The 20,383-nt window shown below is 60.5% G+C and carries 18 protein-coding genes and 1 tRNA gene; 6 read left to right on the forward strand and 13 right to left on the reverse strand.

The genetic code is table 11. The features are described from left to right. Positions 1-285: 285 nt before the first annotated feature. Entirely contained in the window at positions 286-1,191 is a 906-nt protein-coding gene (locus IE127_RS17405; RefSeq protein WP_189427055.1) for a LysR family transcriptional regulator, read from the reverse strand. Between the two features lie 97 nt (positions 1,192-1,288). Between IE127_RS17405 and IE127_RS17410 the strand changes: the two genes are divergently transcribed. Next, positions 1,289-1,666, forward strand: coding sequence for a nuclear transport factor 2 family protein (locus tag IE127_RS17410; protein WP_189427056.1), 378 nt, complete (start codon positions 1,289-1,291; stop codon positions 1,664-1,666). A 156-nt stretch (positions 1,667-1,822) separates the two neighbouring features. Here IE127_RS17410 and IE127_RS17415 read toward each other — a convergent pair. Beyond that, positions 1,823-1,915, reverse strand: a tRNA-Ser gene (locus IE127_RS17415). A 174-nt stretch (positions 1,916-2,089) separates the two neighbouring features. Here IE127_RS17415 and IE127_RS17420 point away from each other — a divergent pair. Further along, positions 2,090-2,989: a 2-dehydropantoate 2-reductase gene (locus IE127_RS17420; protein WP_189427057.1), complete on the forward strand. Its 900-nt coding sequence runs from the start codon at positions 2,090-2,092 to the stop codon at positions 2,987-2,989. On the opposite strand, the gene IE127_RS17425 is transcribed toward IE127_RS17420, so the two are convergent. Genes IE127_RS17425 through IE127_RS17450 form a run of 6 tightly spaced genes read right to left on the reverse strand, consistent with a single transcriptional unit; the run spans position 2,986 to position 10,546 of the window. Then, entirely contained in the window at positions 2,986-3,777 is a 792-nt protein-coding gene (locus IE127_RS17425; RefSeq protein ID WP_189427058.1) for a 6-phosphogluconolactonase, read from the reverse strand. The genes IE127_RS17420 and IE127_RS17425 overlap by 4 nt on opposite strands. Before the next feature lie 8 nt (positions 3,778-3,785). Further along, positions 3,786-4,871 carry a LacI family DNA-binding transcriptional regulator gene (locus tag IE127_RS17430; protein WP_189427059.1) on the reverse strand — a complete coding sequence of 362 codons (1,086 nt, stop codon included), beginning with the start codon at positions 4,869-4,871 and terminating at the stop codon, positions 3,786-3,788. Between the two features lie 13 nt (positions 4,872-4,884). Beyond that, positions 4,885-5,934 (reverse strand): carbohydrate ABC transporter permease, encoded by a 1,050-nt coding sequence (locus tag IE127_RS17435; protein ID WP_189427060.1) that lies wholly within the window; start codon positions 5,932-5,934, stop codon positions 4,885-4,887. 3 nt (positions 5,935-5,937) lie between these two features. Further along, positions 5,938-6,924: a carbohydrate ABC transporter permease gene (locus IE127_RS17440; RefSeq protein WP_244640306.1), complete on the reverse strand. Its 987-nt coding sequence runs from the start codon at positions 6,922-6,924 to the stop codon at positions 5,938-5,940. Next, positions 6,921-8,033, reverse strand: coding sequence for an ABC transporter ATP-binding protein (locus IE127_RS17445; RefSeq protein ID WP_189427061.1), 1,113 nt, complete (start codon positions 8,031-8,033; stop codon positions 6,921-6,923). The genes IE127_RS17440 and IE127_RS17445 overlap by 4 nt, the downstream gene beginning before the upstream one ends. A 26-nt stretch (positions 8,034-8,059) precedes the next feature. Continuing rightward, positions 8,060-10,546 (reverse strand): hypothetical protein, encoded by a 2,487-nt coding sequence (locus IE127_RS17450; RefSeq protein WP_189427062.1) that lies wholly within the window; start codon positions 10,544-10,546, stop codon positions 8,060-8,062. 144 nt (positions 10,547-10,690) lie between these two features. Here IE127_RS17450 and IE127_RS17455 point away from each other — a divergent pair, with 144 nt between their 5' ends. The 4 genes from IE127_RS17455 to IE127_RS17470 all read left to right on the forward strand — a co-directional run bounded on the left by IE127_RS17455 (position 10,691) and on the right by IE127_RS17470 (position 15,125). Beyond that, positions 10,691-11,977: an ABC transporter substrate-binding protein gene (locus IE127_RS17455; RefSeq protein ID WP_189427063.1), complete on the forward strand. Its 1,287-nt coding sequence runs from the start codon at positions 10,691-10,693 to the stop codon at positions 11,975-11,977. A 102-nt stretch (positions 11,978-12,079) separates the two neighbouring features. Further along, the gene (locus IE127_RS17460; RefSeq protein ID WP_189427064.1) at positions 12,080-13,174 is read left to right on the forward strand and encodes a Gfo/Idh/MocA family protein; all 1,095 of its coding nucleotides are present in this window, start codon (positions 12,080-12,082) and stop codon (positions 13,172-13,174) included. Next, positions 13,147-14,208 carry an SIS domain-containing protein gene (locus IE127_RS17465; protein WP_189427065.1) on the forward strand — a complete coding sequence of 354 codons (1,062 nt, stop codon included), beginning with the start codon at positions 13,147-13,149 and terminating at the stop codon, positions 14,206-14,208. Before IE127_RS17460 ends, IE127_RS17465 begins: the two co-directional genes overlap by 28 nt. Then, positions 14,205-15,125, forward strand: coding sequence for an ROK family protein (locus IE127_RS17470; RefSeq protein WP_189427066.1), 921 nt, complete (start codon positions 14,205-14,207; stop codon positions 15,123-15,125). The genes IE127_RS17465 and IE127_RS17470 overlap by 4 nt, the downstream gene beginning before the upstream one ends. Before the next feature lie 3 nt (positions 15,126-15,128). Here the strand turns inward: IE127_RS17470 and IE127_RS17475 are convergent, their stop codons facing one another. From IE127_RS17475 to IE127_RS17495, 5 genes are all read right to left on the reverse strand, one after another. After that, the gene (locus tag IE127_RS17475) at positions 15,129-15,884 is read right to left on the reverse strand and encodes an ABC transporter ATP-binding protein (protein WP_211198864.1); all 756 of its coding nucleotides are present in this window, start codon (positions 15,882-15,884) and stop codon (positions 15,129-15,131) included. Between the two features lie 8 nt (positions 15,885-15,892). Continuing rightward, a complete protein-coding gene (locus IE127_RS17480; RefSeq protein ID WP_189427068.1) occupies positions 15,893-16,660 on the reverse strand; it encodes an ABC transporter ATP-binding protein in 768 nt (255 codons plus the stop codon). A gap of 9 nt (positions 16,661-16,669) precedes the next feature. Continuing rightward, positions 16,670-17,812, reverse strand: a complete 1,143-nt coding sequence (locus IE127_RS17485; RefSeq protein ID WP_189427069.1) for a branched-chain amino acid ABC transporter permease — start codon at positions 17,810-17,812, stop codon at positions 16,670-16,672. 3 nt (positions 17,813-17,815) lie between these two features. Next, on the reverse strand, positions 17,816-18,844 hold the full coding sequence (locus tag IE127_RS17490; protein ID WP_189427070.1) for a branched-chain amino acid ABC transporter permease: 1,029 nt from the start codon (positions 18,842-18,844) through the stop codon (positions 17,816-17,818). 67 nt (positions 18,845-18,911) lie between these two features. Then, positions 18,912-20,264 carry a substrate-binding protein gene (locus IE127_RS17495; protein WP_189427071.1) on the reverse strand — a complete coding sequence of 451 codons (1,353 nt, stop codon included), beginning with the start codon at positions 20,262-20,264 and terminating at the stop codon, positions 18,912-18,914. Positions 20,265-20,383 lie beyond the last annotated feature (119 nt).

Genomic DNA, 20,383 nt, shown 5'->3' on the forward strand with positions numbered 1-20,383 from the left:
GAGAACGCGAACTAGCCAAGATGTAGCCGGCGAGCCAGCTGACATCGACCACCACCATTTCCATCGCCAACTGCCCGACAAAGGCCGAGGCAGGCGACCTATAGGCGCCTTGAGGTCCTCGCTTACCCCAGGTGCACTGCTGCCGATATAGCAATGTCGTTGAAACAAGAGTCAGCTTCTGGGTCAGCAAGAGTCACCGCTTCATTCGAGATGGGGACAATTGCCGCCCGTCTGAAACGCGCCCCAACCTGTTTGAATTCCTGACCTGCTATCCGGAGTTGAGAGCTATCCGAGCCGTCCTGCGGTGAAATCTCGCGCGAGGGCAATGAACGCCTGAAAGGCCGCGGAGGAATTGCGTCGGTTGTAGTAATAGAGGCAGAGCGGAGCGAGGGGCGGTGTCCAGTCTTCAAGAATGCGCATGAGGCGTCCGGCAGCAAGGTCCTCGCGGACATCACTTTCCATGAAATAGCCGACGCCAACGCCGTTGGTCACCGCAATCCGGGACAGAGACGCTTCGTCAAGCGTTATTGGCCCCTCGACATCGAGCTGCAGTTCTTCGCCATCCCTTGCGAACCGCCATCGGAGCGGCCTCCCGTCGGGAAGTCGCCCACACACGCAGGGGAGTGAGAGCAGATCCTGCGGAACCTGCGGCATTGGCCGGGTCTCAAAAAACGTGGGCGACGCTGCAACGACCATGCGGCGAGTTTGGCTTAGCGGAATGGCGATCGCGTCGTTCGGCACCAGGTCGGCACTACGCAGCCCAAGGTCGAACCCCGCGGCCACGACATCGATTAGCCGGCCCTCTGTGACGATATCGATTTGCACCTGCGGATAGCGCTGGAGGTAAGTCACGATCAAAGGCGACATGATCTCGCGCGCCCCCGTCGCAAAGGCGTTGATGCGCAGAGTGCCGGACGGGGTCTCCTGTTGAGAACGCGCCGTGTTCATCGCCTTCTGGATGCCCTCCAGAGCCGGCTTAATCTGGGCGACGAAGATCCGCCCGGCATGAGTGAGCGAGACGCTGCGCGTTGTGCGATTGAAAAGGCGCACATTAAGCTCACGCTCGAGCTTGATGACCGCGTTGCTGATGGCGGTGGTGGACATGCCCAGCTCAAGCGCCGCCGCGCGAAACGAGCCGCAGCGGACAATGGCCAAAACAGCATCGAGCTCGATCAGAGAGTGGCGCGCCATTGTCCCGTTTTCCGCAATACCCCATACAGATTAATCGCGATTATCAGGGGCAAAGTCCAAGCTTAAGTTCAGGTCATCACCAACAAGGAGATGATTAATGACATTGAAGTTAGCCAAGCCGATCGCGGATTACATCGAAGCCAACGCGTGTCTGGACATCAACGGCATGATGAAGCCTTTTGCTTCCGATGCCCTATTCATCGACAACGGCAAGCACTTTGACGGACAGCAAGCAATTCGCCGTTTGTTTGAAGAAGAGGTGATCCCAGTAAAGGCAGTCTTCACGCCTGAAACGGTTCGCGAAGAAGGTGGTGCTGTCGTGCTGGAAGGTCCGGCGCATGGCGACTTTCCAGGCAGCCCGATCCGCTTCACCTATCGCTTCACGTTGGCCAACGACGCCATCAAGAGTCTGGAGATCACGGCAAGCGTGTGCTTGTTACCGGCGGCACCAAGGCCCGGGCCGCGCTACGGTTGAGCGCTTGCTCGCCGGCGGTGCTCGAGGAAGCAAAGTTGCTGTGAGCGATTGATCGCGGGCAACTTAAACAGTCAAGGTCGCGAAGCTTATGCCCTCGGACATGAGGGGAAAGCTATCTCGGACTCCCGGCGAAGCCCGGCTGATTGGGTAAAACAGTGGCGGAGAGGAAGGGATTCGAACCCTCGAGACAGCTCTAAACCATCTGCGCCCTTAGCAGGGGCGTGCCTTCGACCACTCGGCCACCTCTCCAAGGCCGGACCTAGCCGGTTTCGAGGCCGATGCGCAAGAGGGGAAGTGGATTTTCCTTGCGTAAACCGGTCGTAGGCACGCAAACCCTTGAAAAACACGGTGCTGGACGCTCGGTTGACCGCTTGACCGAGGACGACCGTTACGGTCTGGTGCCTGTGCTCACGGGGAGGGTGTATGACGTCTATTGCAATTATCGGCCCGGGCGCGCTCGGCGGAACCGTGGCCTGCTGGCTTGCGCAGGATCGGGAGCATCGTATCACCATATGTGCCCGAACGCCCTTCGAACGTCTTGAGGTCGAAACGCCGAAAGGGACCTTGCGCGCCACACCGGAAGTGGCGACCGACCCAGCTTCAGTGCAGGCTCCGGTGGATTGGGTGGTTGTCGCAACCAAGGCCTACGATGCTTCGTCTGCCGCGCTCTGGCTGAAGCCACTCCTCGGGCCGGCAACGCGCGTTATCGTGTTGCAGAACGGGGTGGAACGTGTCGCGCATTTTGCTGGACATGTGCCAGAGGACCGTATCGTCCCCGCGGTTGCCGACATACCGGCGGCACGATCGGCCCCCGGGCATATGGTTCAGCACCGGCTCGGATGGATCGTGGTTCCGCACGGTGCCAATGGCGATGCTGCGGTGCAGCTCTTTGCCGGCACTGAGATAGATGTCTCTGCCGTACCGGACTGGCAATCGCGCGCCTGGGCGAAGCTGTGCCTCAACTGCGCCGGCGCATTCACGACTTTGACCATGCGGGCCACCGGCCCCGTGTGGTCGCGCGAGGTTGAAACACTGGTGCGCGGGCTGGTGGCAGAGTGCGTAGACGTGGGACGCGCCGAAGGCGCCATGCTCGAAGACAGTCTGATCGATCAGGTGGTCGAAGGCGCACGTAACGCGCCCGAAGGTGCCGGCAATTCAATGTATGCTGACCGGCTGGCCGGACGCCCCATGGAGCTCGATGCCCGCAACGGGGTGATCGTTAGGTTGGGACAAAAGCACAACATTGAGACGCCGATCAACGCGCTCTTCGTCACGCTGTTGTCAGCCTCTGGATCGCCGTGGATCGATCGCCAGCAGGACTAACTGGCATCCACCTGCGCAGCGGCCTCGTCAGCCAGTATGCGCCCGTTGCGAACGAGATGTATCACGGTTGCCGGCCACTCCGAACGGTAATCACTCACGCCGGTGATCTGGCGGAACGCCTCGGCCTTTTGCGCGCCGAACAGGAGCATGGCGGCGCTACGTGCTTCAGCAATGGTCGCGATACCGACCGAAATGCCGTGCGTTGGAACTTCGTCGAGGGAAGCGAAGCCCGGGAACGTGCCCATGTTGTCGATGCGTGTCTGTTCGGCCAGCGGCACAATCCGCGTACGGCTTTCAGCGGCTGTGCCGGGCGGATTGAAGGCTACGTGGCCATCACTGGCGCCCGACGCCAGGATGAAGAACCCGAGGCCCCCGGCATGGCTTATTCGCTCGTCATACGCTGCCGGATTATGCGGGCCCGGGAACCAGACATTGGCGTCGGGCAGTTGCATCGAAGCGGGCAGGGAAGCGTTCAGGCGCCGTTGTATGTCATCACGCGCAAACCGGCGGCACGAATTGTGCGCCTCTGCATCGATATAGGTAAAGTTTCCATCTGGCGCCTGCTCGACATATTCGTCCATCATAACCAGAACCAGCGCGCGAAGGCTCTGTGGGTGCCGCGCCAGCCTCTCGGCCATGGCCTTATAGAGCGGGGTAGGGGTGCGGCCGGTGGGGCAGCCGAGCAGATATTTGCGGTTCTCGGAAGTCGCGACGTCCACTGCCTCGAGAATTGTATCAGCGAGTTGGGCCGCGTGTTCCGCAACTGGTCGGATTGAGATGTCTGGCACGGGTGACCTCAGCTTGCTGGCGCGGCGACACTGGCGCGCTTGATAAGGCGGCATTCGAGCTCGACACGTCGCGTTGGCGCCGTCGGATCGAAGGGCTCTATCAGCCGCTCTTCGAGCAGGCGAAGCGCCACGGACCCGATATGATTGACCGGCACTTCCACCGTTGAAAGTGGCGGCGAGCTCATTTCGGCATGCATCACATTGTCGAAGCCGACGAGTGAGACATCCTCCGGCACGCGGATGCCGGCCCTGCGCAGCACGTTTAGCGCGTGTAGCGCTACGTTGTCGGCAGCACAGAAAATCGCAGTGATCTTCTCACGCCGAACAATTTCAACGAGTTTTTCGGACAGCACCTGTTCGGCCAGCGCCAGATCCCAGGTCTGAAAGGAGAGCACCGAGGCCTCGTGCGCGGGTATGCCTACCTGCGCCATGGCATCGTGGAATCCGTCACGCCGCCGCGCGATCGTCGTGCGACCACCCCACGTGACGTGCAGCACCCGCCGATGCCCGAGCTCTGTCAACCAGCGCACCGCGCGACCGGCGGCGAAGCGGTTCTGCGGCGATACCGTATCGAGATTCATGTTCGGGTCTTCGCCGTTGACGAGGACCGTTGGTGGAAGCTGATTGCGAACAGCTGCCAGCGGCTCGAGCAACTCCGGGCGATCGTCGTGCATCAGCATCACGGCGTCGCAGGCATTGCTCGCCGCCGCCTGGACGATACCTTCTGCGGTGAGATTTTCACCGGGAGGAGAGTGTGGCACCAAAGCGATGTTCAGTTCGGCGCAGCGCGTTCTGAATGCCGAGAGGATGTTCCAGAGAAACAGGTTCGCCTCAGTTTGCGCCAGGCCATAAGCTGGCACCGCCAGCAGCAGCTTGGACAGCGTGCCCGTATTGGCCCGCTGCCTGCGCATGCCGAGGTAACCGAGCTCCTGCGCTACCCGCATCACCCTGGCACGCACCTCGTCGGAGATGCGTGCCGTACCGTTCATCACGTGCGAGACCGTGCTGATCGAAACCTCGGCTTCCCGCGCGATCTCTTTGAGACCGACTTTGGCCCGCGGCTTTAGCGCAGCATCGCTGTTGGGTTCGTCCACGGTCACACTCGCTCTACTTGATGCCGGTATTGGCAATACCGGCCGTGATATAGCGTTGCAGGAACACGAAGATCACGGTGACCGGAGCAAGGCTGAGCATGGTCATCGCAAGGATGTAGTGCCACTGCGTCGTAAACTGCCCCTGGAACGCATTGAGGCCGACCTGAAGCGTGAAGTTGTCCGGCCGGATCAAAACAATCAGTGGCCACAGGAAGTCGTTCCAGCGCCAGATCACCGAGAAGATCGCCAGCACCGCGAGGGCAGGGGCCGTCAGCGGCAGTACGACGCGCCAGAAGATACGGAACTCGCTGGCGGCATCGATACGCGCCGCCTCGATCAGTTCATCTGGAATCGTCAGCATGTACTGGCGCAGCAGGAACACCCCCGTTGGCGTAGCAATCGTCGGCAGGATCACGCCCCACAGATTGTCGATCATGTTCAGCCCGACCACCACGAGGAAGGCAGGCACGATCACGACAGAGAGCGGAATCATCAGGGTCGAAATGATGATGATGAACATCGCGTTCCGCCCCCTGAACTTGTACTTCGATAAGGCAAAGGCGGCCATGGAGTTGAGCAACAACGTCAATATCGTCGCCATTGTCGTCACGAAGACAGAGTTCTTCAGGTAGGTCAGAAAGTTGAAGCGCTCGAGAGGGTCCGTATAGTTCGTCGGCGCGATCGACAGGCTTTCGACCGGGGAAATGGCGCTGGTCGGGACGTTAATGGTCTCTCCCGGGTTCTCCGGGTCAACCATCTGCGCCTGAATGCCAATACGACGGATCAGAGCCAGTTCGCGCGTATCCCCGTCGATCTCCGCTTCCCAAAGGCCAAGAGAACTGTCGTAGCCCTCAACCTGGATCTGAACCGGTGCAACCGGCAGGAAACTCGGCGGGAAACGCTGGATCTCGCTCGGCTGCTTGAGCGATGAAACCGCCGCCCATGCGATGGGGATCGCCACGATCAGCGTGCCGACGAGCAGCCAGAACCAGGATAGCCAGTCGGTGAGGTCCGGGCCGTTCTTGCCTCGGGTGCGGCTGAGAAAGTTTACAATGGAAGACATGGATTACTCCGCTTTCTTCGCCAGCCCGAGCTGGATGAGAGTAAGAATGAGCAGCACGACACCCATTGCAACAGAAGCGGCCGAGGCAAGGCCATACAACCTGATGTCGCTGGCAAACGCAGTTTCATAGATGTACTGCACCAGGAAGGTGTTTGCGGTGCCGGGTCCGCCTCCATTGGTAAGCACATAGGCTTCGTCAAACACCTGCACCGAGCGGATCATCAGGAGGACGAGGACGACGACGAGGTTCGGCATCAGCATCGGCAGGGTGATGTTGGTGAACACGCGCCACCGCGGCGTTCCGTCGATGGCGGCAGCTTCATAAATGTCGCGCGGAATTGCCTGCAGACCGGCAAGGATGATGAGAGTGTAAAAGCCCATCTGAAACCAGATCGACACGCCGATCACCCAGAACCTCGACCAGAACACATCGAGCATGAAGATGATGCGCTCCATGCCGATATCGACCAGCAGCGAGTTCAGCAGGCCGTTGGTATCAAGGAACCAGCGCCATACGAGACCAACCACCACCGGCGACAGCAGCACCGGATAAAAGAAGACCGCGCGGAAGAAACCGCGTCCCTTGGTAATCTTGTCGAGCACAAGTGCTGTTATCAGTGACACGGCAAGCATGCCGGAAACGGTAAGCAGCACGTACCAGACGGTATTCTGCACCGCGATCCAGAACATCGACTCCCGGCAGCTATAGGGCGAGAGGAAGTTCTCGCACGAGAACAGCCGAGTGAAATTGTCGAGACCGATGAATGGGCGGTCAGTAAGCACAATCTCTGTACCGCCGGTGAAGGCATAGAACACCAGCAGACCAATCGGCAAGAACGTGAAAACCCCGAAAATCACGAGGTTCGGCAGCATGAACACCCATGGCATTCGCCGACCGCCGATCACGCGCTCGATCAGGTTGAACGGGATTTCGATGATGCTGACGAGCCAGCCAACAAGCGTGCCCAGCAGCGATTTGACCTGGGTCACTGGCTCGCTCCCTTCTGCATGGCCGTCGTCGTGGGAATGCGGTTCTCGTCGGAAGCGCGGAAGACATGAAGCCGTTCGGCAGGCAGGTTGAACGAAAGTTCAACACCGGAATCGGTTTCATAGTGGTGCTGGACGTGCAGCGTGATCAGCTCTTCAACACCGGCAAGACGGCCATAGATGAACGTCTCCGTGCCAAGGCTTTCCTGGTATTCCACCGTCAGCCGGAACGGGCCTTCACCCACCTCCGTATGGGACGGGCGGACACCGATCACCAGCTTTTCGCCGTCCTTGACGCTGTCTGAGGGAATTGGCAGCGCAATCTCGCCGAGCCCGGTGGTATCGGCTGTAACGGTGCCCCCGGACGTGCTCGTCACGGTGGCATCGAAGAAGTTCATCTTCGGCGAGCCGATAAAGCCTGCAACGAACAGATTTGCTGGGGTGTCAAAAAGTTCGAGCGGCGTGCCGACCTGCTCCATGATGCCGTCATGCATGACGACAATCCTGTCGGCCATCGTCATCGCCTCGACCTGGTCGTGGGTGACGTATACCATCGTCGACTTGAGCTGGCGGTGCAGCTTGATGATCTCGCCGCGCGTCTGGACGCGCAGCTTGGCGTCGAGATTCGACAGCGGCTCGTCGAACAGGAACATTGAGGGTTCACGCACGATGGCGCGGCCAATGGCGACGCGCTGGCGCTGGCCGCCCGACAACGCTTTCGGGCGCCGGTCGAGCAGCTTCTCAAGCCCTAGCATGTCAGCCGCGCGCGACACCCGGTCGTTGATTTCCTTGCGGTCCATGCGCAGGTTCTCAAGGCCGAATGCCAGGTTCTTGCGCACCGACATATGCGGATAAAGCGCATAGGACTGGAAGACCATTGCGATACGGCGCTGCGCCGGCGACCTGCGGGTGACGTTTTCGTCGCCAACGAAGATGTCGCCCTTGGTGACATCCTCGAGCCCCGCGATAAGGCGCAGCAGGGTGGATTTGCCGCAACCCGAAGGGCCAACGAGAACGACGAATTCGCCGTCTTTTACCTTCAGGCTGACATCCTTGATGACTTCGACATTGCCGAAGTTCTTGACGACGTGATCAATGCTCAGACTGGCCAATGCTCAGACTCCTGGTCGGTCACGGCCTACTGGCCGGAGGCTGTGGTGTTGCCCCAGACAATTTGCGGGTCGGGGGTCAGTGTTTCGAATGGGGTGGCGACGCCGTTGATGCTGAAGCCGGAGCTCCAGCCAAGCGCCAATTCTGTGCCGTCTTCGGTGCGGACTGCGATCTGGCCGTGCGCATCGGAGATGGTGGGTGTCGCAGCCATGCTAGCAGTGACGAAGTCTTTGAACCCGGAGGCGCCAGCGCCGCTTGAGACGCGAACGACAAATCCGGACCGTGTCCCTTTGGCGCGGAACTCGCGCCCGGCTGTTGCTCCGGCATCGATTGCGACCAGGGGGCGGGAAGCCCATATCGCGGCATAGCCATCGCCACTGCGGGCGAAGAGCCACTGGCCGTCGAGCGTCAGCTCATCAAGCCCATCGGCAGCAGCGAACGCATGGACGAAGTCCATTTCCGGATTATCGCCGAGATCGTAGAGCATCAGCGCGGTATCTCTATACTGGTTCACAAGTGGCAGAATGCCGTTGCCGGACCAGAACGAGGGCCGCTTGACGCCCCATGGGTCGGGCTCACCCGGATGGTTCACCCACAGCCGCGCCATCGGATGCCCGGCCAGCCGCACGTCGACGACATGCTGCTGGTGGCCCTTTTTGCCGGGCGCGTGCTCGACCACGCTCGACAACATCGCGCCGGCATTCTTGTAGAGCACCAGCTTGCCGTTATTGTCGTGGCCCTGCGTATAGCGCGCCTCGATTCCGGTGGCGTTTTCCCAAAGCGCGGCGCGGCTGCCTTCTTCAGGAGCGCTGTAGTCGCTCAGGCAATAGAGCGGCAATGCAGCCACGCCCGGGTTCAACCAGCCTTCGCCGAAGGCCACCCGTGCAAACGGCGCGAGTTCTGTCAGCGGCCCGGCGCGCAGTTCCTTGTCATAGGCGCGGCCCTGTGATCCTGCCGGAACGCCCTTGAGTGTGTGGAGGCCGGTCATGATGAACAGCTTGTCGAGGAGCTTGCGGCAGCGCTCCCTCAGCGTGCCGTCGCACCACTGGTAGAGCCCGAAGATGCCAATGAAGTCGATCGGGTAGTACGCAGCCGAATTCCATTCGACAAAGCCATGCTCTTCGACCGCATCGAACCATAACCCGAGCCGCTCTTCAGCAACTGCCTGCTGCTCGCGACCGGTACGGCCAGAGCAGGTAAAGGTGTCATCGGGGAACAGACCGCCGGCGATATATTGCGACACGTGGAAGCAAAGCGTGTGGTTCTCACTCCAGAACCACATCACATCATTGCCGGGCTCATCCACCCAGTAACGCCAGCCGAGCACCGCGTGCCGGATACGCTGCTGAAACCGGGCGGGAATGTCTTCGCGGAACATCCCCCACGCCCATAGCAAGGGTACCATGATGAAATCGGAGCAGTCTTCGCGCCGTTCGATCGACTCCAGCGTCGCCGTCAGGATCGCCTGAACCGCCACATCGTCGCGCGTGCCGGTGGCAAACAGCGCCAAAAGCCGCCCCATGCGCGGATCGCCATGCTCGGCGGCAAAGGCCAGTGCCTCGGCCTTGCGCTTGGCCTCAGTGTCCGCACCGGCGCCCGGCTTCACGGCGCGCAGGAAGGCGGCATCGATGACGCGCGAAATCGTTACATCGCCAACATGGAATGTCAGCGAAACCCAGTGATAGCCTTCGCGGATATCACGGGCAGGGCCGAGATCGAGCGTCTTCTGCCCGGCCTTGAGAACGAGTTCCTTGTCTAAAAGCGTCGCCCGGTCGTGCTGATGCGAAACCACCTTGACCGCAACCGGCACGTCGAAATCTGGAGCCTCGTCAAAAGCCAGGACGAACGGCTCATCAACGAAATAGTCCCGTGTCGGCCGAACGTCGGCCGCCATGCTGCGAACGCGCGCAATACGCTGCGGATCCGTTTGCGCCGAGATGCCGACTTCGAGCGGCGCTGTGCCGGTGTAGCGCAGTTCGACCAGCCAGTTGGTATCGCGCTCGAAAAGATCTTCCATATGCAGAAGGATCTCATTGTCGCCTTCAGCCAGCGGCAGCTGAATTTCGCACGAGTGCTGGGTGTTGCGTTCGAACGGTTCGAAGCGCGCTATCTCGCGCCCGTTCATCCAGATGCGCGCGCCTCCGCATGTCGATAGCGTAAAGGCATAGTCGCCTGCTTGGCTGGCAGAGATCGTTGTCCTGAGCCAGCGGCGGCAATGCCTGGGCGTATAGCAAAACCCGTTGAACTCGATACGCGGATTGTCGAGCGGAGCATAAAAGCCGTCACGTACCCAGTATTCAGGCGGCGAAATGGCGCGCCCCTTCATCTCGGTCAGAAAAGCAGACCGGCATGGCAAGTGGCCGGTTCCGGTAAAGCCGTTCCGAAAGACGTACTGCACCGGATCATCGGCGGGAGCAGGAAGACCGGAAAAGTCCGCCTCGATCACCGGACCCAGCTCCCACAATGCAACCGGTCCGCCATTTTCGAGGGCGGTCTGATAGCGTGAATGCGACATTCGATGCCTTTACTAAAATAGTTTCATGACAGCCGCCATGAGTGCGGCGCATACAAGTCTTGTTCTAGGCACATGTCAATGCTAGGAAGAGACAGCTAACGAGAGTTTGCTAAAATTTTTGCACTAGCAGTATTGGAGGACTGCATGTCGACCACCTTTAAGCGCGCCCTGATGGGCGCTGCCGCGATCACGGCCATCTCGGCTGCCACTGTTTCCGCTCAGGAAGCACAGCTGACATTCCTGTATACCGACGACAATCCGGCCAACACCGAGCGTGTTGAGGAGCTGACCCAGCAGTTCAACGAGGAACATCCGGACATCAATGTCGAGTTTATCTCGACCGGCTATGACGCCGTGATGCGCCAGCTTCCGATGCAGCTCGCTGTCGGCGAAGGTCCGGATATCGCGAAGGTCGCAGACCGCACGCTGAGCCGCTACGCGCTCGACCTGCGTCCTTACCTCGACGACGCCGACGCCTTCGCCGAGCTTTATGGCCAGGGCCTGTCGACGATGCGTGAAGGCGAGCCTGCCGATTCCGACAGCATCAACGGCATCATCTGGACCCAGACCTTCAACCTGCCGTTCGTCAACGTCACCCTGTTCGAGCAGGCCGGTGTCGAACTGCCGCAGCCCGGCGCGACGCTCGACGAAATCGTTCAGGCATCGGTTGAAGTTGCCGAGGCGACCGGCGTTGCTATCCCGTTCACCCTCGATCGCTCAGGCCACCGTATGGCGGGCCCCTTGCTGTCGTCCGGTTCCGAGATGATCAACGAGAACGGCGAGTATACCTTCCCCGATGAGGCTGCACAGGGCGTTATCGAACAGCTTTACGGCTACACCGAGACCGGTGCGTTCCCGAAGGAAATGTGGGGTGCCGCTGGCGGCGCTGCCTACAAGTCCATGGGTGAAGAGTTTGCCAACGCCAATGCCGTCACCTACCTCGCCGGCAACTGGATGGTCGGTACGTTTGACGACATGATCGGCGACGCCTTCCAGTGGACGGCGATTCAGGCACCTTGCGGCCCAGCAGGCTGCGTTGCGATGCCCGGTGGCACGTCGATCATGGCCTTCGAGCACACCGATTACCCGGAGGCTGCGGCCGAGTTCATGCACTATATCGGTAGCGCAGACGTTCAGCGCCAGCTCGCCGAAGAGTTCATCCTGATCCCGGGTGCCGATGTTGGTGATCTGCAGTACCAGACCGACAACGAGAACGTTCAGAATGCGATGACGGTGTTCAACAACAACCGTGATACGCCGATCCCGCAGGCTTACCAGCTCAACACCGCAACTGGTAACACCGCGTTCTTCAACACCATCGTGCAGCGCATGTCGCAGCTGATCGTCGGGGAGCTCACCCTTGAGCAGACCTACGAGACGCTGGAAAGCGACATGGCCGACATCAACGCCGAAATCTCTTCCGAAGAGTAGTCAGGTGTGTGACCGGGAGCATCGCTCCCGGTCATCTTGTTTTTGGCGTCCACCTTTCGGTGGGCGCATTTTTCTGTGGCGCGGCGCCGCAGCGGAGGCACGATGCAAGAAAAGCTCAGGGTGGCGGTCGTCGGATGCGGGATCGGCGAAGAACACCTGACCGATGGATTTTCACTGGCCCGTGATGTGTTTGACGTTGTCGCACTCTGCGATCTTGACGCGCAGCGGCTGGCAAGTGTGGCCGAGCGTCACGGCATCGATCGAACGACGACGCGCTTTGAAGATCTTCTGGCAATGCCGGATGTCGACGTCATCGATATCTGCACGCCTCCCACCGTTCACTTTGATCAGATCAAGGCTGTGCTTGCAGCCGGCAAGCACGTCATTTGCGAAAAGCCGTTGGTCGGCTCGCTGCGCGAGATCGACGAGATCATCGAGATCGAAAAGGCGTCCGCTGGCGCGTTGATGCCGATCTTCCAATACCGCTTCGGGCAGGGTGTACAGCAGGCCAAGCGCATCATCGATGCCGATTTGGCAGGGCGTCCTTTCTTCGTGTCTGCCGAAACGTTCTGGTCTCGCGATCAGGCATACTATGCCAACCCATGGCGCGGCCGCTGGGCCAGCGAGCTGGGTGGCGTGCTGATGACTCAGGCAATCCATATTCATGACCTCGTGACCTACCTCATGGGGCCGGTCGATCGCCTGTTCGGGCGCATCGCAACACGGGTGAACCAGATCGAGGTGGACGATTGCGCCACCGCGTCGCTGCAGTTCAAGAACGGCGCTCTCGGGTCTTTTAGCGCCACCCTTGGTTCGAGTGATCAGATCAGCCGCATTCGCCTGATGTTCGAGAACGTGACGATTGAAAGCGATCACAATGCCTATCGGCCTGGTCGCCAGCCGTGGCGCTTTCTTCCCAAAACCGCCGAGATCGAGTCGGCGATCGCTTCGGAACTCGAGGGTGTCACCGCCACGCCTGCGGGCTTTGAAGCACAGTTTCGCGGCTTCTTCGATCATGTGGTCAAAGGACGACCATTGCCGGTTACGCTCCGCGATTCCCGTCAGTCGCTCGAGATCGCCAGCGCGTTCTACCATTCAGCATTTGACTGTACCGACATCGTGTTGCCGATTGAGAGAGGGCACGCCGTCTATGACGGGTGGACTCAACAATGGACCGACCGCAAACAGGCCGTCTGATGCCGCACGACAACGCCTTTATCCGCTACATTCACTCTCAACCCAAGATCGTCGCGGAATGCCTCGCTGCAGGTCGCCAGGCCTTCCCCGTCTGGGACCAGAAGCCGCTGCAGCGGATCGCGCTGGTAGGCTCGGGATCGTCTCTTAATGCGCTGATGTGCATTGCACCGTCCTTGTCGACGGGCCGGGATATTGCCTTGCTCAATCCGCTGGATTTTATGGATCGCGTCGAGCGTAAGGCTGGCTATGACCTCGTGGTGGTGCTGTCGCAGTCCGGCAAGAGCGCGACCAGCATTGCCGCCGCACAGGCCGCCGTTGATGCCGGCTTCAACACGATTGTTCTGACAGCGGACGGCAATGCGCCGATCAGTGATGTGGGCGCCAAACTTGTGCCCATGCCCATCGGCGATGAGGCGATTGGTCCAAAGACTGTCGGGTATACGGGCTCGGTCGCGACCCTGATCGCGCTGGTCGAGGCAATGGGCGCGCCTGCGGTGATCAGCCCGGAAGATGTGGAAGCCGCACTGCAAGCGACTTTGGACAGCGCCGGCGCTGCCGTGGACGAAGCGGCATCCGCTCTGGAAGATGTCGACCATCTGATGTTCGCCTCTCGCGGACGGCATCTCGGCACGGCAACAGAAGCGGCGCTCAAGATCGCCGAAACGACCGGTGTGCCGGCTGCAGCCTATCCCACGGAAGAGTTGCTGCATGGCCGGTTGCACATGATGAGCAAAAAGAGCTGTGCCATCCTATTGGCCGACACGCCAATCGATCTTGAAATGGCCGAGCAAACGAGAACAGCACTCGAGAGCTATGATCTGTCCTGCTGGGTGGTTGACCTGACAGCCAGCGGCAAAGGACACGGGCCCGCTCTTTCCAGCACCACGCTGAGTGCCCCGATGGACCTGTTGAGTGCGATCGTGCCATTCCAGTTGTTGGCAAATGCGATGGCGGTGAAGCGAGGGCTAGACCCCTCGGCCATGCCTTATCCGGATATGTCTCAGCGCCTGTCGATCAAGCGGATGTCGCGATGAGCCTTGCGGTTGGGATCGATATCGGGGGCACCGGAATCAAGTACAGCCTCGTCACAGAAGTCGGCGAGGTACGGCGACGCCACTACCATCCTTTGCAACGTGGCGTTGCCTATAGCGAGCTGCTGTCTGAAATGGCTGGCACCGTGGCCAGTCTTGCCGCAGACGCCTCGGACAAGATCATCGGAATCGGATTGGCGACCCCAGGGCATATCGAACGCATCGGCTATACATTCGTCGACGGAGGGGAAAACCTGCCAGCGCTTGGCGAAGGCAGGATCGTACCAGATCTGGCCGATGCCACCGATCTGCCGGTGGCTATCGAAAACGATGGTCTGGCTGCTGCCATGGGAGAGATGATGTTCGGCGCCGGGCAGGGCGTCGAAAATTTCGCCATGCTCACCCTCGGCACCGGGGTCGGAGGCGGGTTGATCTGCGGTGGGCGTCCGAATCACGGTCCCGGACGCCAGCCGCCCGAGTTCGGCGCCATCGTTCTCGATATTGCCGGCCCACCTAACACCCACGGCCAGCCCGGAACGCTCGAGGCGTTCGCCGGCAAGGCCGGTTTCGCTGCCGCTTTCGCCCGGCAAGGGCTGATAGGCGATGACTTGAGGGCACACTTCGCGCTGGCCGGGCAGGGTCATGAACCAGCGGTTCGGGCGGTCGATGCCGTGGCGCTACGAATTGCGCAGGCAATCGGCATCATCACCAACATCGCCAATATTGAGATCTGCATCATCGGTGGTGGAGTTTCGGGTGCCGGCCCGGTGCTGTTCGAGGCGATAGAGCGACATCTGCCGCACTACACTTGGCCGGCTCTCTATCCGAACGTCAGAATCGTCTCAGCGAAGAATGGCAATGACGCCGGCACGCTGGGTGCTGCGGCCTTGGCCTTCGACGCCAATGCACAACCTGGCTGAAGGCTAGATCGCAAGATACTCGTGGCGCAAATCGGCATTGTCCAGCACCTCCTTTGCCGAGCCGGTGAACGCCACTTCCCCCGTATCGAGGATAACCGCGCGATCCGAAAGTCTCAGCGCGGCGACCGCATTCTGCTCGACAATGATCGTCGTGATCCCGAGTGGCTTGATGGCGTTGAGGATGCCTTCTATCTCCTGAACGATAACGGGCGCCAGGCCTTCATAGGGTTCGTCGAGTAGTAGCAGTTTGATATCTCGCGCAAGAGCGCGCGCGATCGCCAGCATCTGCTGCTCGCCGCCTGACAGCGTCACACCGTCTTGTCGCCGTCGCTCCGCAAGGCGCGGAAAGTGCTCGTAGATTCGCTCCAGCGGCCAGCCATGCCCCGGCGCGACCTGCGCCAGTGCGAGGTTTTCTTCAACCGTCAGTCCCTGAATGATCCGGCGATCTTCCGGTACAAGTTGAATACCCGTGCGCGACGCCTCATGCGGCTTCATCTGGTGCACCGGTTTGCCCTCGATCCAGATCTCACCGGATTTCAGCTGCGGCGTACCGGTGCGGGCGATGGTGCGCAGTGTCGATGTCTTGCCGGCGCCATTGCGTCCGAGCAGCGCCAGAATCTCGCCCTTGCGGATCTCGAACGAGATGCCCTGCACGATATAGCTCTCGCCATAATAGGCATGGACATCCCTGACGGAGAAGAAGGCCGCTGATCGGTCGGCGGCAGCACTGTCAGCCACAAATTCGTCCTTCATCGTCATTGCGCTCATCAATGGGCACCCCCGAGATAGGCTTCCTGCACCCGCGGATCGCCGCGCACCGCGTCTGGTGCGCCTTCAGCAATGATCCTGCCGCCCGCGAGAACCGAAATCTTGTCTGCCAGCGAAAACACCACATGCATGTCGTGCTCGATGATCACCTTGGTCATGCCACGGCTCTTGATCTTCTTGAGCAGCTCGATGGTGGTGTTGGTATCGTGCCGGCTCATGCCCGCGGTCGGCTCGTCGAGCAGCAGCAGGCGGGGCTTCTGGATCAGGCACATCGCAAGCTCCAGCCGCCTTTTGTCGCCGCGCGACAGGGATGCGGCGTGAAGATGCCGTCGTTCGATCATCCCGACATCGGCAAGCGCCTCTTCGGCCTCTTCGCGTAAGGCGGCCTCGTTCGCCAGCGGATTCAGCATGCGGATGCGAAACGCACCATCACGCTTTGCGAATGCCGGCGTCATGACGTTTTGAAGCACGGAAAGATCCGGGAAGATTTCAGGGGTCTGGAAAACACGCGCGACCCCCATCTGGTTGATCTCATGTGGCTTCTTGCCTGTCAGCACCTGTCCATCGAACACCACCGCGCCGCTCGAGGGCGCGAGACGGCCCACGATCACGTTGAGAAGTGTCGACTTGCCGGCGCCGTTCGGCCCGATGATCGCATGCGTCTTGCCCTCTTCGACCTCGAGGTCGATATCGGCCAGAGCGTGCAGGCCAGCGAAACGCTTATGGACATCCGCAACGTGCAGAACTGTGTTGTTGGAATACTGCATTGCGCTCTCCTATTCCGCAGCGCTGGTGCTGAAGCGCGTTCGCCGGTTGTCGCGGCGGTTCGCCACGGCGGAGCGGATCCGGCGCACGCCCTCCATGATCCCGCCTGGCAGGAAGACAACGATGAGCACGAACACCAGGCCGAGCGTCAGGTGCCAGCCCTCGCCGACAAACTTCGAGGTCACGGCAACAACGATGTCCTCAACCCCGTCCGGCAGCCATGAGAACGTTGCGTGCAGCATTCCCTCGTTGAAGGCGGAGAAGATGTTTTCGAGGTATTTGATCAGCCACGCGCCGATCACCGGGCCCACCAGTGTGCCAACGCCACCAAGAATGGTCATCAGCACCACTTCGCCGGATGCGGTCCATTCCATCCGTTCCGCGCCAGCCAGCGGGTCCGTCACCGCCAGTAGGCCCCCGGCGAGACCCGCGTACATGCCCGAAATCACAAAGGCGGTGAGGGCATAGGGCCGCGTGTTGAAGCCTGTGTAACTCATGCGCGTCTGGTTGGACTTGATGGCACGCAACATCATGCCGAACGGCGAGGCGAACACTTTCTGTGCAATGAAGAATGCGACGAGCAGCAGCACGGCACAGAGATAGAATCCGCCAATACCGCCAAGCGGCTGGCCGAAGATACTGGGCGAGGGGAGTCCGGCAGTCCGTTCCATGAACATCATGTCGATCACGCGCGGATCGTTGTTCGTCAGTTGCAGTGCCGTCTCGCCGTTGGTGATGGGCGTCAGCACCGAGTAGGCGAGGTTGTAGCTCATCTGCGCAAAAGCGAGGGTGAGAATGGCGAAGTAGATTCCTGATCGCCTCAGGCTCACGAAGCCGATGCCGAGCGCGAACACCCCCGACATCAGCACCGCAAAGATCAGCGCCGGGATCGCATCCATGGTGAACAGCTTGAACGACCAGACAGCGGTGTAGGAACCGACGCCCAGGAACGCCGCATGGCCGAAGCTGAGATACCCCGTCAGCCCAAACAGGATGTTGAACCCCACGGCGAAGATCGCAAAGATCGCGAACTTCTGCATCAGCCCGGGATAGGCCGCACCGAATGGGGTCAGCCAGATCGGCATTGTCAGCACCACGATGGCAAAGACCGCGAACAGGATGACGTCCTGGCGGGGAAGACGAAGCACGTTCATCGCTCAAGACTCCATGACGCCGCGGCGGCCCATCAGTCCGCGCGGGCGAACCAGTAGAATGACCACTGCCAGCAGGTAGATGATGATCTGGTCGATGCCGGGTATGAGGTTTTTGATCGCCGTCATCGAGGCAAAGGACTGCAATATGCCGAGCAGGAACCCGGCAGCGACAGCGCCCGGCAGCGATCCCATGCCGCCGACCACCACAACGACGAAAGACAGCACCAGAAATTCCATGCCGAGGTGATAGTTTGGCGGCAGGAGCGGCGTGTACATCACGCCCGCGAGGCCCGCGACCACTGCGGCCAAGCCGAACATCAGGGTGAAACGCCTGTCTATGTCGATCCCCAGCAGCCGCACCGTTTCACGGTCCGCCATGCCGGCGCGCACCACCATTCCGAAGGTTGTGAAGCGAAGAAAGGCAAAGACCGCAGAGAGAATGCCGATCGAAAACAGGAAGTAGACCAGCCGCCACCAGGGATATGTCACGGCCCCGGGCGTGAGGCCCAGCCACGAGCCCACATCCGCCGCGCCGCGAAACGTACTCGGCATTGGCTGCGGGATCGGGTTGGGCCCGAAGAAGGTCTTGACCAGCTCCTGCAGAACGATCGCCAGACCGAACGTGACGAGGATCTGCTCGGCATGCGGACGGTTATAGAAATGCTTGATCAGCCCGCGTTCCATGACGATGCCGATGATCAGCATCACCGGGATCGCCAGCAGGATCGATAGCGGCACCGAATAGTCGATGATCACCGCGCCCCAGTCACCGAGGTATTGCTGTGCAATCGGTGTCCGGATCTCGAGCGGCGAGCCCCAGGGCGAAAGTTGCTCCGGGTCTGTTGTGACGATCTCGTAAGTAATCAGTTCGCGAAACGCCACGGCACAGAAAGCGCCAAGCATGAACAGCGCGCCATGCGCGAAATTGACGACCCCGAGCGTGCCGAACACCAGGGTAAGCCCGAGGGCAATCAGCGCATAGGCACCGCCCTTGTCGAGGCCGTTGAGCAATTGAGCGAAGATCGCTTCCATCCGCCACTCCACTGAGAGAAATTACCCGGCCGCCATGGCAGCCGGGCAGTCAGCTTCTACTTGAGGATCAGCACATTGCCGGATCGTAAGGCCCAAGCTCGCCCTCGAAGAAATCGGGCGCATAGGTAACGTTGTCCCGTGAGGCGGTGGAGACGACTTCGAGCAGATCGAATTCGTTTGACGGGTTCTCCTTGCCCTGCACCACGAAGACGTCCTTGAAGCACTGATGGTCGGCGCCGCGATAGAGCGTCGGCCCATTGCCGAGCCCGTCGAATTCGTAGTCCTCGAGCGCGCGGATCACTTCGGGCGGGTAGAACGTGCCGGCCCGTTCCGCAGCATCGGCATAGAGCAGCGTCTGCACGTAGGATGTATGCGCGGCCTGTGATGGTGGCCGGCCATACTTTGCGCCGAACGAGTTGGTGAAAGCCTTGCTGCCTTCATCCTGCTGGCTCCAGTACCAGTTCGAGGTACCAAAAACGCCCTGCATGGCGTTGCCGGCGCCGGCCGCCATCAGGTCGGACACCAGCGGCAGCACGATCTGGAAGTTCTTGCCGTTTGCCTGGCGGTCCTTGAGGCCGAATTGCACCGCCTGCGTCAGCGAGTTGACGCCATCAAACCCGTAATGGTTGAGGATCAGCACGTCGGCGCCCGAATTAAGCACGGGTGTGATGTATTGCGAGAAGTCGCCGGCGCCGACAGGCGTGCGGACGGTCTCTGCAGTTTCCCAGCCGAGCGCCTCGGTAGCGGCGATCATCGATTCTTCCTGGGTCCAGCCCCAGGTATAATCGGCAGTCAAATGGTAGGCGCGTCGATCGGTGCCGTATGCATCGCCGAGCTGCGGCCCGAGGCCGATACCGGACTGATAGGCGTTGAAGAAATGCCGGAAGCCATAGCGGCGGCGATCCTTGCCGGTGGTATCGTTCGAGTGCGTCAGCGCCGCCATGAAGATCACGCCCATTTCCTGGCAGAGACCCTGTACGGCAATGGCAACACCGGATGAGGACCCGCCCGATATCATCAGCGCCCCGTCGCGCTCGATCATGCGGCGGGCAGAGTCACGGGCCGCATCGGACTGGGTCTGCGTGTCACCCGTCACATAAGCGACGCGCTTGCCGAGAATGCCGTTGCCGGTCAGCGCATCGGACGAGAAATGCGGGATCATCCCGCCATCGCCTTCGCCGTTGAGATGCTCGACCGCCAGTTCGAACGCGCGCAGCTCGTCGGCGCCCTCATCGGCATAGGCGCCGGTCAGTGGCACGTTGAAACCGAGCGTTACAGTGTCCCCGGTTGGGGCGTTGCAGAATTCCTGAGCGAAGGCACTACGTGAAAAGATATAGGGGGAAACTCCGGTCGCCAGCACGCCGGCAAGGCCGGTCTTGATGAGCCGGCGACGGCTGATGCCCTTCTTGAAATTCGTCATATGGTCCTCCTCCAAAAGCCGATGCGGTCCGTTCTTGTCGGGACTCGCACTGCTGGACCAACTATTCGCCTGTCAGATAATCCATTCAACAGGTCATTGTGAAACAACGATAATTTTGT

This window comes from Devosia pacifica (genome assembly GCF_014652635.1).
Taxonomy (GTDB): Bacteria; Pseudomonadota; Alphaproteobacteria; order Rhizobiales; family Devosiaceae; genus Devosia; species Devosia pacifica.

What these genes read in the sequence shown, in the direction of transcription:
- IE127_RS17480 (WP_189427068.1), bottom strand. Translation starts at nt 16,660, where the DNA reads ATGCAGTATTCCAACAACACAGTTCTGCACGTTGCGGATGTCCATAAG.
- IE127_RS17420 (WP_189427057.1), top strand. Translation starts at nt 2,090, where the DNA reads ATGACGTCTATTGCAATTATCGGCCCGGGCGCGCTCGGCGGAACCGTG.
- IE127_RS17435 (WP_189427060.1), bottom strand. Translation starts at nt 5,934, where the DNA reads ATGTCTTCCATTGTAAACTTTCTCAGCCGCACCCGAGGCAAGAACGGC.
- IE127_RS17485 (WP_189427069.1), bottom strand. Translation starts at nt 17,812, where the DNA reads ATGAACGTGCTTCGTCTTCCCCGCCAGGACGTCATCCTGTTCGCGGTC.
- IE127_RS17465 (WP_189427065.1), top strand. Translation starts at nt 13,147, where the DNA reads ATGGACCGACCGCAAACAGGCCGTCTGATGCCGCACGACAACGCCTTT.
- IE127_RS17470 (WP_189427066.1), top strand. Translation starts at nt 14,205, where the DNA reads ATGAGCCTTGCGGTTGGGATCGATATCGGGGGCACCGGAATCAAGTAC.
- IE127_RS17475 (WP_211198864.1), bottom strand. Translation starts at nt 15,884, where the DNA reads ATGACGATGAAGGACGAATTTGTGGCTGACAGTGCTGCCGCCGACCGA.
- IE127_RS17455 (WP_189427063.1), top strand. Translation starts at nt 10,691, where the DNA reads ATGTCGACCACCTTTAAGCGCGCCCTGATGGGCGCTGCCGCGATCACG.
- IE127_RS17410 (WP_189427056.1), top strand. Translation starts at nt 1,289, where the DNA reads ATGACATTGAAGTTAGCCAAGCCGATCGCGGATTACATCGAAGCCAAC.
- IE127_RS17405 (WP_189427055.1), bottom strand. Translation starts at nt 1,191, where the DNA reads ATGGCGCGCCACTCTCTGATCGAGCTCGATGCTGTTTTGGCCATTGTC.
- IE127_RS17450 (WP_189427062.1), bottom strand. Translation starts at nt 10,546, where the DNA reads ATGTCGCATTCACGCTATCAGACCGCCCTCGAAAATGGCGGACCGGTT.
- IE127_RS17490 (WP_189427070.1), bottom strand. Translation starts at nt 18,844, where the DNA reads ATGGAAGCGATCTTCGCTCAATTGCTCAACGGCCTCGACAAGGGCGGT.
- IE127_RS17495 (WP_189427071.1), bottom strand. Translation starts at nt 20,264, where the DNA reads ATGACGAATTTCAAGAAGGGCATCAGCCGTCGCCGGCTCATCAAGACC.
- IE127_RS17460 (WP_189427064.1), top strand. Translation starts at nt 12,080, where the DNA reads ATGCAAGAAAAGCTCAGGGTGGCGGTCGTCGGATGCGGGATCGGCGAA.